Genomic DNA, 11785 nt, shown 5'->3' on the forward strand with positions numbered 1-11785 from the left:
CGAAATGAGTATATCCACCACGAGTATAAAAAGACCCGTTCTGGCAATTGTAATGAACCTGATGATCCTGCTGTTCGGGGTTATCGGATACAATTTTCTGGGTGTAAGGGAGTTCCCGAATATTGACCCGACCGTAGTTTCCGTAAGGACTTCCTATCCCGGTGCAAATTCAGACATTATTGAATCACAAATTACTGAACCTCTGGAGAAATCCATCAACGGGATTGACGGGATCAGGAACATGTCTTCTTCCAGCAACCAGGGAAGCAGTACCATTACCATAGAGTTCAACCTGGGTAAAAACATTGAAGAAGCCGCGAATGATGTACGTGATAAAGTATCGCAGGCTACCCGTAACTTACCAAAAGATATCGATGGAAATCCTGTAGTGAGCAAGGCCGATGCCAATTCGGATGCGATCATTACTATGACCATTCAGAGTGATAAAAGAAATCAGCTTGAATTAAGTGATTATGCGGAGAATGTAATCGCCGAACGGATACAGACTATTCCAGGAGTAAGCAGTGTGCAGATTCAGGGACAGAAAAAGTACGCGATGAGAATTCGTATTGACCCCAATAAACTGGCTGCCTACGGCTTGACTTCTCAGGATATCGTAACCGCGCTTGACAATGAAAACGTAGAGCTTCCATCTGGTAAAATTACTGGTGCAAATACAGAGTTAACAGTAAAAACATTAGGTAAGCTAACGAATGAGAAAGAGTTCAACGATCTGATCATTAAGAATGACGGGAACAATGTGATCCAGTTAAAAGACGTTGGCTTTGCCGAAATGGGCCCTGAAAACGAGGAGACTATTCTAAGGGAATCGGGTAAGCCGATGGTTGCAGTAGCTTTAATTCCACAACCTGGAGCAAATTACCTTGATATTTCAACAGAATTTGAGAAGCGTTTTGCAAGGTTAAAAACTGACATACCTAAAGATATTAAACTGAACGTGTCGCTGGACAACACGCGTTTCATCAAGAATTCAGTAACAGAAGTAGCAGAAACCATTATTCTTTCGCTGGTACTGGTTATCCTGATTATCTACCTGTTCTTCAGGGACTGGGCAATTGCAATCAGGCCACTGATTGACATCCCGGTATCACTGGTATTTACATTCTTTATCATGTACATTTTTGGTTTCTCTATTAACGTACTTAGTTTACTGGCCATTGTACTTGCTACCGGACTGGTAGTCGATGATGGGATTGTGGTTACAGAAAACATTTTCAAGAAGGTAGAGGAAGGATACTCTCCTTTTGAAGCTGCGATTAAAGGATCTAATGAAATTTTCTTTGCGGTTATTTCCATCTCAATCACCCTGGCAGCGGTATTCTTACCCGTCGTATTTTTACAGGGGTTTGTAGGCCGGCTTTTCCGGGAATTCGGAATCGTGATTGGTGCAGCTGTACTAATCTCTGCTTTTGTATCCCTGACTTTAACCCCGATGCTGAATGCTTACCTGATGAAAAAAACAGGACATAAGAAATCGAGGTTCTATGAATGGTCTGAGCCCTATTTTGTCATGCTGAATGACAACTATGCGAAAAACCTGAATAAATTCCTGGATAAAAGATGGCTGGCCATTCCAATCATTGTTGCCTGTGTAGGCCTTATCGTGCTATTCTGGAAGATCTTACCCAAAGAAACAGCTCCTTATGACGATAGAAGTGCCATCAATATGAGCATTACTACGCCTGAGGGCTCATCTTACGATTATACGGATCAGTTCATTATGAAAATCGCCAAAATGGTCGAGGACTCTATTCCGGAAAAAAATGTAAACATTACGATTACTTCTCCGAGTTTTGGTGGCAGTGGTGCTGTAAACAGTGGTTTTGTCAGAATGGGTCTGGTTGATCCTGAATTGCGTGGTCGTTCTCAGGAAGAGATTGCGGCACAGCTAACGCGGATCACCAGGAAATATACAGAAGGAAAAGTATTGGTTACCCAGCAGCCGACTATCTCAGTAGGCCGCCGCGGAGGTTTACCGATCAGTTATATTATACAGGCTCAGAATTTTGATAAGCTCCGGGAAAAGGTACCTCAGTTCATGGATGAAGTAAGTAAAGATCCTACTTTTACCGTGTCTGATGTTAACCTGAAATTCAATAAACCGGAGATCAACCTGACTATCGACCGGGATAAGGCACGAAACCTTGGTGTATCAGTTTCGGCGATTGCGCAAACTTTACAACTGGGCTTAAGTGGTCAGCGTTTTTCTTATTTCTTTATGAATGGGAAGCAGTACCAGGTAATCGGGCAGTTTGACCGCGGCAACCGGAAAGACCCTTTGGATTTAAGTTCTGTTTATGTACGAAATGATAAGGGCGAACTGATACAGGTGGACAACCTGGTGAGTGCAAAAGAAGAAAGCAGCCCACCACAGTTATATCGGAATAACCGTTTCACGGCAGCGACGGTTTCTGCTGGCCTGGCTCCGGGAAAGAGTATCGGAGACGGTATTGCGGCGATGGACAGAATAAGGGATAAGATTTTAGATGAGACTTTCTCTACCGATCTGAGTGGTGAATCGCGCGATTTCCAGGAGAGTTCTTCGAACACGATGTTTGCTTTCGGATTGGCCTTATTGTTAGTTTACCTGATTTTATCTGCACAGTTTGAGAGTTTCAAAGATCCTGTTATCATCATTATGACTGTACCAATGGCGGTAGCAGGTGCATTCCTTTCGTTATGGTTATTTGGCCAGAGCTGGAATATCTTTAGTCAGATCGGTACGATCATGCTGATTGGCCTGGTAACCAAAAATGGTATCCTGATCGTAGAGTTTGCGAATCAGCTTAAAGAGAATGGTAAAAGTGTACATGATGCGATCAGAGAGGCCTCTGTTTCTCGTTTAAGACCAATTTTAATGACCAGTTTAGCCATCGCCATCGGTGCGCTGCCTATTGCTATGGCATTGGGTGCAGCAGCAAAAAGCCGTATGGGTATGGGTGTTGTGATTGTAGGTGGTACTACTTTCTCACTGGTTCTTACTTTATTTGTAATCCCTTCGATTTACTCTTACTGGTCTAAAGAACATCAAACGAATACTGATTTACAAGAATCCTTAAAAGCAGCATTGGCTGAAGAAAATAATCCTTCGGCTTAAATAACTAGTATAGACAATGAATAAGCATCTCTTATATATCTTAGCTTTCCTGATAGTCTGCTGCACAAAAGCAGTGGTAGCTCAGGACACACTCAGCCTGGAGAGCGCAATCAGTACGGCTTTAAAGAACAATTATGATATCAGATTGGTCAATAATGAAATCCAGATTGCCAAAAACAACCTGAATGCCGGAAACGCTGGTATGCTTCCCGGACTTGCCGGAACTTTCAGTAATGGGGGCAGCAGACAAAATACAGTTCAAACCCCTGCAACCGGCCCGGAGAAAAAATCCAGTGGTGTACGCAGTACAAATCTAAGCTATGGTGTTGCGCTGGACTGGACAATTTTTGACGGGTTCCAGATGTTCGCAAATTACGATAGATTAAAAGAATTACAAAAGCAGGGTGAAGTCAATGGTAAGCTGACCATATTGAATACTGTTTCTGATGTGGTAGCTGCTTATTATGCTTTAGTCAGACAGCAGCAGTTGGTATTGGCAACGGACAGCGCATTAAAAATTTCCCGTTTAAGAGTAACCATAGCAGACAACAAATTAAAAATTGGACGTGGTTCCAGACTGGATGTGCTAAGTGCAAAGGTAGATTACAATACAGATACGACGTTATATCTGCAACAGAGAAACATTCTGAATACTTCCAGAATTACGTTAAATCAATTAATGGCAAGAGATCTGAATATTGTATTTGCCGTAAATGAGCGTCTGAATATTGAGAATGATCTGAAGCTGGCTGACCTGGAGTTATCAATGGAACGACTGAATCCAACTTTACAGAATGCTTTGATCAACAAAAAAATTGCCGCATTGAGTTTGAAACAGGTGAAAGGTCAGCGTTATCCTACGGTAGCTGTTAATAGTGGTTATGAGTTTTCCAGGAGTACGAGCCCAACGGGGTTTAATCAGAAATTCAGGGCTAACGGACTTACTTATGGTTTAACAGCGAGCCTCAACATTTTCAATGGCTTTTTGCAGAGACAAAATGAGCGCAATGCTAAAGTACAGCTAAATTCTACGGAGTTAAGCCTGGATAAAACAAAGCAGGATGTGAGTGCTTTGCTGAATGCCACTTACCAGAATTATATAACAAATCTTGATTTGTTAAAGGTGGAAACCGGAAATGTAGATCTGGCTAAGCAAAATCTGGATATTACTTTTGAAAAGTATCGTTTGGGTAGTATCAGTCCGCTGGAATTGCGCGAGGCACAAAGGAATTCGATCAATGCGATTATCCGGTTTCTGGATGCCCAATATCAGGCTAAACTAACAGAAATTAATTTAAAAGAGATTAGCGGTACTTTAAATGTTCAATAAGTTGATTACTTTCGTTTATGATATTAGTAGCAGATAGCGGTTCTTCAAAGACAGACTGGCTGGGGTATAAAGATGGTAAGACCATCAGTTTTAGCACACAGGGCATCAATCCTTATTTTTTAAATGCACAGGATATCTTTAAGATATTCACCAAATTGAAGGTAACAGAGGAGTTTGCTGCTGACGTCCGGGAGATTTATTTTTATGGATCGGGCTGTTCTACTCCTGATAAACATGAGGTCATTTCCAATGGTTTATCCTTGTATTTTCCGAAGGCTTTTATCAGTGTGGAGAATGATCTGATTGGTTGCGCTTATGCAACCTGCGGCGATCAGAAGGGACTGATCTGTATCCTGGGTACGGGCTCAAATGTTTCTTATTTTGATGGCATCTCTACTTATGATAGCAATTATGGTCTGGGTTATATCCTGGGCGATGAAGGCTCCGGCACTACTTTCGGAAAAAAGATTGTTACTTCTTATTTGTATAAACAGATGCCTGAGGATTTGCGAACGCTGTTTGCGGAGGAATTTAATACAGATAAGGAAACTATTATCACTAATGTTTATCAAAAACCATTTCCTAATACTTATCTGGCGGGTTTCAGCAGGTTTATGTACCCGAACAGGGAGCATCCTTTTATCAATCAGTTATTAATTGATGGTTTTCAGGAGTTCATTGATGTGAATATCAAGAATTTTAAGGATTATAAGACGCTGGATTGCCACTTTGTAGGGTCGGTTGCTTATTATTATCAGGATACGCTGAAACAGGTTTGCGAGTTGAACGGGTTGAAGTTAGGAAGGATTATGCAGAAGCCGATTGAGGGGATTTATAATTATATTCTGAAAAAAGAGGGGATTCTCTAGGGTTTTTCAAGCTGTAAAAAAAAGAACATCCTATGTTCGGACGACATTAAAAATGAATGTCCTCACATTAGGATATTCTTTTTTTTCAGACTTTCCAACTGACGTTCATTTGCTGGTAGATGTGTTAATATGATATGTTAGCTGGCAGAAAAACAAGAGATACTGTTCTTGCGCAGCAAGGTGAAGAATTATAAGAAGAATCCATATGATGTGCCAGTCAGAAGTCAGAAATACTAATCAGATGTAATAATTCTAAGTATTAATCAGAAATACTTATATGAAGATTGAGATATGATTAATAAACTGAAAGACAAGTCTGATGGACGAAATATGATAGAGTGCTCAGTCCCTGTTGATGCTGATTAATTATAGTCATGTTTTAATTGTGGCCATGCTTAAAACGATATAATAACCTAATTCACAGGCACAAGGTACACAGATATTAACACTCCCGGATTACGAGTCACGGTGATGTTCAAGAAGTTAACATTTTTTTTTTGCAGCAGCATAGTATGCTAACGCAGGATATTAAAATCCCGGATTAAGAGTCAAAGTGATGTTTAGGAAGCTAACGTTTTTTGCATCATTACATAATCAATCCCACCTTTATTGAATTTCTGATCAGTTTCAACCAGACCAAATCTTTTATAAAATGACGCCTTATCAACACGGGCGTTACACCATATTGTTTCCACCTTATTTTGCTGCGCAACCAACAGAACATGTTGTAATAGTTTTGTCCCATAACCATTTCCCTGAACTATGGAATCTGTTGCAAATTTCCGGAATTGTGCTTCCTTGCCAGTAATAAAAAGTGAGATCACTGAGACTAACCTTTCATCATTAAAAAGGCCAAAATGAACTCCATCTTTGTCTTCGTCTAATTTCACATAGTCAATAGATTTTTCAGGCCACATCACCCTGTGCCGTAAACCCCAGGTATCAGCTGCCTCTATTTCTTTGACGATTACTCCCATTTTTATAATTTCCCTTTATTATCAAACAACTTTTTTTCACCAAACAGTTTCTCCAACAAACAGCTTTTTTCAACAACCAATTTCTCCAATAAACAGCTTTATCAACTATTAAACACCTTAATCAAAATTTACCTCTGATTATAAATCTAAAAATCATTTAGCTATCCGGATTATTCTCATTATAAGCTCATTCGCTATAACACGCCAACCAGCAACATGAACGTCAGTTGGAGAGTCTGAAAAAAAAATGAATATCCTAATGTGAGGACATTCATTTCTAATGTCGTCCGAACATAGGATATTTATTTTTTTTTAGCTTGAAAAACCCAGAGAATAATCTTAATAAACCGCCTTATGGTTAACCACGATATTGCAAACCGTAACCTGCTTCGAAAAAACCTCTACAGGATTCAACTCCCCCTTACCATTAGACAAACTGGCGAAGAACATCCCACCATCCTCACCAGTAAACACAGAATACACTCCCGGAGCCAGTTTACACTGAAAGAACCCCTTTTCATCAGCCTTCACCTTCGCTACTAACGGCTGATGGATTGCCTTATACAAAGGCCCCTCACCCTCAGCCTGCGCCCCCGTAGTCACCGCATAAATATAAACAGTACGTCTTGTGACCCTACCCGTATTGCCCCCAGACTTCTGATCAGGCCCCGGCATAAAGTTACCCTCCTTCACCGATACCGTCCCTTTTATACCCTCCTGAATACCACCCTGCTGCCCCGAAGTTCTCGAAGCACAGGAAAAATTTACCAGGAGTATTGCCGAACAAAAAATAGCTAAATAAAATTTCATCTGTATAGGTATTAAAGTTAAATTTGAAGCACCCCGTAACGCAATTCAAGCAATTTACCGTGCATTATGATTAATTCTCTCAATTTACGAAAGTGTGGACTATTATCCATAATATTCTGCGCAAGTCTTACACTTTCGCCCGTGCACGCACAACAAGTGATTATGCCTGGCGTTACCAATGCCACATTTCTGAGAACCAATAGTATTGCCCTTACAAACAGCGCTAATAAACAAAGGCTCAGCGCCTTTGCTATCGCCGCCAGGAAAGGCTGGGCCGTGACCAGAAGAGATCGTGATGGATCAGTAATGCGGCTGCAACGCCTCGACGATGCCGGACTGCCAGTTTATTATACAACCAACAACAATGTGATCGCCGCAGCAACCACACGTACCAATAAATTATATGATGGCGGAGGCTTAGGCCTCGCACTCAGTGGCAGCACTATTCCAGCAGGAAAAGTAGCGATATGGGATGGAGACGGTGTTTTAACCACACATGTCGAATTTACCGGCGGAAGAGTTGAAATCCGGGACAAAACCCAGACCACATCAGAACACTCCACACACGTTGCCGGAACAATGATGGCCGCAGGCGTAAATCCAATTGCCAAAGGCATGGCATTCGGGCTTCCGAAACTCTACTCCTTTGACTTCGACAATGATACCCCGGAAATGTCTGAAAATGCCGCCGGATTGCTTATTTCCAATCACTCCTATGGCGTTGTTGCAGGCTGGTCTTTAAATACAGATATCAATCCCGAGCGCTGGGAATTCTATGCCGCACCAGGTGCCACAGAAGACTATAAATTTGGCTACTACGACTCTCAATCCTCAGACTGGGATAAAATCTGTTACAACGCACCTTATTACCTTCCAGTCAAATCTGTAGGCAATAACAGGTCATCTAACGGGCCTCCAGTAGGAGGAAATTATTACAGGTTCAATGCAGATAAAGTGATGGCCGACGCAGGCAAAAGACCAGCAGGCCTGAGCAGCAATGATAAATATGATAATATAGCCACTTACGGAACGGCAAAAAACATTCTGACTGTAGGAGCTATCAATCCGCTACCAGCTGGTCCCTATACACCAGATCGTATCCAGGTGGCTACATTCAGCAGCTGGGGACCAACAGACGATGGCCGGATTAAACCAGATTTAGTAGCAGATGGCGTGAGGGTAACTTCAACCAGCAATGCAGGAGATGACAGGTATACGACCCTGTCAGGTACCTCTATGTCTACACCAAATGTCAGTGGATCACTCCTGCTTTTACAAGAACTTTACAGCCGTCAGAATAACTCAGCTTACATGCGATCTGCCACATTAAAAGCCGTTGCAATTGGTACCGCAGCCGAAGCAGGCAGTGCTCCGGGCCCGGACTATAGTTATGGATGGGGCTTATTGAATATGGAAGCTGCCGCACAGGCGATACTGGATAACCATCTTAAAAGCAGAATTGCTGAAAATCTGCTGACCCAGGGAGAACAACAATTTATTGATGTAGTTGCTAAAGGCGGAACGCCGTTAACTGGTACAATCTGCTGGACTGATCCCGAGGTAGCCCCAATCAGTACCCTTGATGCACTCAACAACCCAGCTCCGCGGTTAGCCAATGACCTTGACCTGCGCGCAGTTCAGGAATCCGTAACGTTTTTACCATGGATACTTGATCCTGCCAGACCAGCGGCACCGGCAACAAGAGGAGACAATACAAGGGATAACGTAGAACAGGTAAGAATTGATGAGCCAGTTGCAGGAAAAACATACCGGTTTAACGTATCCCATAAAGGTACACTTAAACGCGGGGCACAAGCTTATTCTATCCTGCTGACCGGAATAAATGGTGATGCTGCCTTCGGTTCAAATAAGGTGACCGAAGGGGAATTAAATATGGTGGTTTATCCCGTTCCAGCAAAAAATGAAGTAAATATTAATTTCAATCTAACTGACAAAAAAGATGTCACCATCGACGTGTTCAATATATCAGGGCAAAAACTTTACAGCGAGAAGAAAAATGATTTTTCAGGTGTGTATTATAGTCAGATAGATCTGACACACTATGCGAGTGGTATTTATTTTATGGTCGTAAAAATAGGACAGAACTCTTATACTAAGAAATTCATCTGCACTAAATAATATGAATGGGTTATGCTCTCTTTTCTATCTCAATCTGGATAAGCTGAGCAACCCACTCTAGTTTTTTTCTATCTTCAGGAGTGAATGTTCTTACCTTTTTATCTACAATGCAGACCGCACCAATGTTAAAACCTTCTGAAGTTGTAATTGGTACCGCAGCGTAAAATCTAAGACCAAATTCACCTACAACTAAAGGATTAGACATCAGACATGGTTCTACCAATGCATCTTCGAAAACCGTCAGTTCGTCTCTCAATATAGCCAGCGAGCAAAGACTTGTCCCCCTTTCTACCTCATTACCAAAATCACCCTGCTGGTCAGCTTTAGTCCATACATGATCTTTATCAACAAAGTTGATCATCGCCAAAGGGACTTTTAACATCGTTGCTGTAACCGCAGCTAACTGATCAAATATCGGTTCTGATTTGGTATACAAAATTTTATACTTTTTTAAGTTCTCTAAACGCGCCTCTTCATTCTGTGGAATTATATTCCTTCCAAAAGTATTCTCCAATGTGTTATTTATTACTTGTATAACTTATACCTGCGAACCTATACAATTACCATACCCTTTTAAAATATTCTGTCAAAAAAATGTTACACCAAACAGGAGTATAATCCTATTCCTGTTTGGTGTAAGATAGGTAATTACGAGTAACTTAATGCTACAATTTTTCTTACATCATCAGGCTTAATGCTTTTATGCTCTCCCAAACCTAACCATCCCCTTTCGGTAAACCGCGCTTCAATTTTCTCCGCAGTACCCTCATACTCATCAGTATACTGAGAAAGTAAAGTATCAATACCTAAAGAATGGAAAAAAGATTCCGTTCTGATGATAGCCAGCTCTGCCTTTTCATCAACCGTACCTTCCTGAATACCCCAGATACGCTCTGCGTACTGTGCAAGTTTTTCCTTCTTTTGCTCAAAATTATACCGGTAATGTCTGGGTACAATAATTGCCAGCGTACGCGCATGATCAATCCCAAACAATGCCGTCAGTTCATGCCCAATAGCATGTACAGACCAATCCGTAGGTACCCCCTTTTGAATCAGCCCATTTAAAGCCATCGTACAGCACCACATAAAGTTAGCTGCGGCTTCATAGTCTGATGGATCTTTCTGAATCCTGGGCGCAATTTCTATCAGTGTCTGCAGGATTCCTTCCGCAAACCTATCCTGTAAAAATGCCTCCGCAGGGTAAGTCATATACTGCTCCAGTACATGTGTAAATGCATCCGTAATCCCATTGGCCAGTTGTCGTTGTGGAACAGATTTTACCACCAGAGGATCCAGCACAGAGAATTCAGGGAATAAACCAGGTCCGCCCATTCCGAATTTCTCCTGCGTATCTGCTCTTGTAATCACAGCACCAGAATTCATTTCCGAACCAGTAGCCGGCAATGTCAATACAGTTCCAAAAGGCATTCCTTTGTCCGTTCTGATCTTATTTTTTAGTATATCCCAGGGCTCATCTCCCTGATACAGGGCCGCAGCCGAAAGGAATTTAGTGCCATCAATAACTGAACCACCACCAACAGCGAGCAAATAGGTAATCTGTTTCTCTTTGATAACCTGCAATGCCTGCATTAATACTTTATATTCAGGATTTGCCGGAATACCACCAAACTCAGTTACATCAAAGCCTTTAAGCGCCGACATCACCTGGTCATAGATACCATTCGACTTGATGCTTCCACCCCCATATAACAATAAAACTTTTGCATTTTCCGGAATCTCCTGGCTGATCTTTACGATCTGCCCCTTACCGAATATTATTTTTACCGGATTCTTAAATTCGAAATTCAACATACCTCTATGGTTAATAAGCTAAAATAGCTTCTAAATTTTACAGACTAAACTCTTTAATCCTATCTCTTAACGCTCTGCCTGCTCATAGCGTATAAACTGCCATTTTGCCTTTGCATCTTTTTCAAAAAAAACTTTATAACTATTATCCGGAGGTAAAGTAAAATGAAAAGACAACGTCGTTTCCTGATTATCTTTCGGTATAAAACTAGGGAGTAAGGTATTAGCAATTGCTTCTATTTGTTCTTTCGGCTGCATGTGTCTTTTATAAATAATAAAACAAAAGTATCAATTCTTTCTGCTAATCATGGCACTCTGTTTGTTCAGGATGTTTTTTAAAATTATGAATAGAATACTAGTTGTAGAAGACGATCCGGATTTACTGGAAGTCATTCAGATGGTTCTCGAGGAGAACAATTATAAGGTTTTTCCGCTGATGAACGGAAGACCTGTCTTCAGGATTATCGAAGAATTCAGGCCCGATATTATCCTGATGGATATCAGACTGGACGGAATGGATGGAAGAGCAATATTCAGGGAAATCAGAACCAGACCAGCTACTGCTCATCTTCCAGTGATGTTAATTTCGGGTGGATTTTCTGAAGACTATATTATGCGGGAAAGTTTATTGGCAAATGCTTACCTGGAAAAACCATTTGAGATGGCAGTGCTGCTGGATAAGCTAAAGCAGTTACTAAAAGAGCCTGCCTGAATTCATTATTCAAGGCAGGCT

At 41.4% G+C, this 11785-nt stretch carries 10 protein-coding genes; 5 read left to right on the forward strand and 5 right to left on the reverse strand.

What is annotated here, in order from left to right:
- Positions 1 to 4 precede the first annotated feature (4 nt).
- From HDE70_RS17870 to HDE70_RS17880, 3 genes are read left to right on the forward strand one after another with little or no spacing between them, the layout of a single operon-like run.
- Positions 5 to 3118 (forward strand): efflux RND transporter permease subunit, encoded by a 3114-nt coding sequence (locus tag HDE70_RS17870; protein ID WP_183891443.1) that lies wholly within the window; start codon positions 5 to 7, stop codon positions 3116 to 3118.
- Between the two features lie 16 nt (positions 3119 to 3134).
- Positions 3135 to 4448, forward strand: a complete 1314-nt coding sequence (locus tag HDE70_RS17875; RefSeq protein WP_183870006.1) for a TolC family protein — start codon at positions 3135 to 3137, stop codon at positions 4446 to 4448.
- Positions 4449 to 4465: 17 nt separating this feature from the next.
- The gene (locus tag HDE70_RS17880) at positions 4466 to 5317 is read left to right on the forward strand and encodes an N-acetylglucosamine kinase (protein ID WP_183870005.1); all 852 of its coding nucleotides are present in this window, start codon (positions 4466 to 4468) and stop codon (positions 5315 to 5317) included.
- Positions 5318 to 5877: 560 nt separating this feature from the next.
- Here the strand turns inward: HDE70_RS17880 and HDE70_RS17885 are convergent.
- Positions 5878 to 6294, reverse strand: coding sequence for a GNAT family N-acetyltransferase (locus HDE70_RS17885; protein ID WP_183891444.1), 417 nt, complete (start codon positions 6292 to 6294; stop codon positions 5878 to 5880).
- A 339-nt stretch (positions 6295 to 6633) separates the two neighbouring features.
- Entirely contained in the window at positions 6634 to 7104 is a 471-nt protein-coding gene (locus HDE70_RS17890) for a carboxypeptidase regulatory-like domain-containing protein (protein WP_183891445.1), read from the reverse strand.
- A gap of 141 nt (positions 7105 to 7245) precedes the next feature.
- Between HDE70_RS17890 and HDE70_RS17895 the strand changes: the two genes are divergently transcribed.
- Positions 7246 to 9243 (forward strand): S8 family serine peptidase, encoded by a 1998-nt coding sequence (locus HDE70_RS17895; RefSeq protein WP_183891446.1) that lies wholly within the window; start codon positions 7246 to 7248, stop codon positions 9241 to 9243.
- A gap of 10 nt (positions 9244 to 9253) precedes the next feature.
- On the opposite strand, the gene HDE70_RS17900 is transcribed toward HDE70_RS17895, so the two are convergent.
- The 3 genes from HDE70_RS17900 to HDE70_RS17910 all read right to left on the reverse strand — a co-directional run bounded on the left by HDE70_RS17900 (position 9254) and on the right by HDE70_RS17910 (position 11310).
- Positions 9254 to 9757 carry a GAF domain-containing protein gene (locus HDE70_RS17900; RefSeq protein WP_183870001.1) on the reverse strand — a complete coding sequence of 168 codons (504 nt, stop codon included), beginning with the start codon at positions 9755 to 9757 and terminating at the stop codon, positions 9254 to 9256.
- 134 nt (positions 9758 to 9891) lie between these two features.
- Complete coding sequence (locus HDE70_RS17905) at positions 9892 to 11055, reverse strand: iron-containing alcohol dehydrogenase (protein WP_183891447.1); 1164 nt, start codon at positions 11053 to 11055, stop codon at positions 9892 to 9894.
- 66 nt (positions 11056 to 11121) lie between these two features.
- The gene (locus tag HDE70_RS17910; RefSeq protein ID WP_183869999.1) at positions 11122 to 11310 is read right to left on the reverse strand and encodes a hypothetical protein; all 189 of its coding nucleotides are present in this window, start codon (positions 11308 to 11310) and stop codon (positions 11122 to 11124) included.
- Positions 11311 to 11395: 85 nt separating this feature from the next.
- On the opposite strand from HDE70_RS17910, the gene HDE70_RS17915 reads away from it, so the two are divergent.
- Entirely contained in the window at positions 11396 to 11764 is a 369-nt protein-coding gene (locus tag HDE70_RS17915; RefSeq protein WP_183869998.1) for a PleD family two-component system response regulator, read from the forward strand.
- Positions 11765 to 11785 lie beyond the last annotated feature (21 nt).

The sequence above is a fragment of the Pedobacter cryoconitis genome (genome assembly GCF_014200595.1).
In the GTDB taxonomy this organism is placed as follows: domain Bacteria; phylum Bacteroidota; class Bacteroidia; order Sphingobacteriales; family Sphingobacteriaceae; genus Pedobacter; species Pedobacter cryoconitis_C.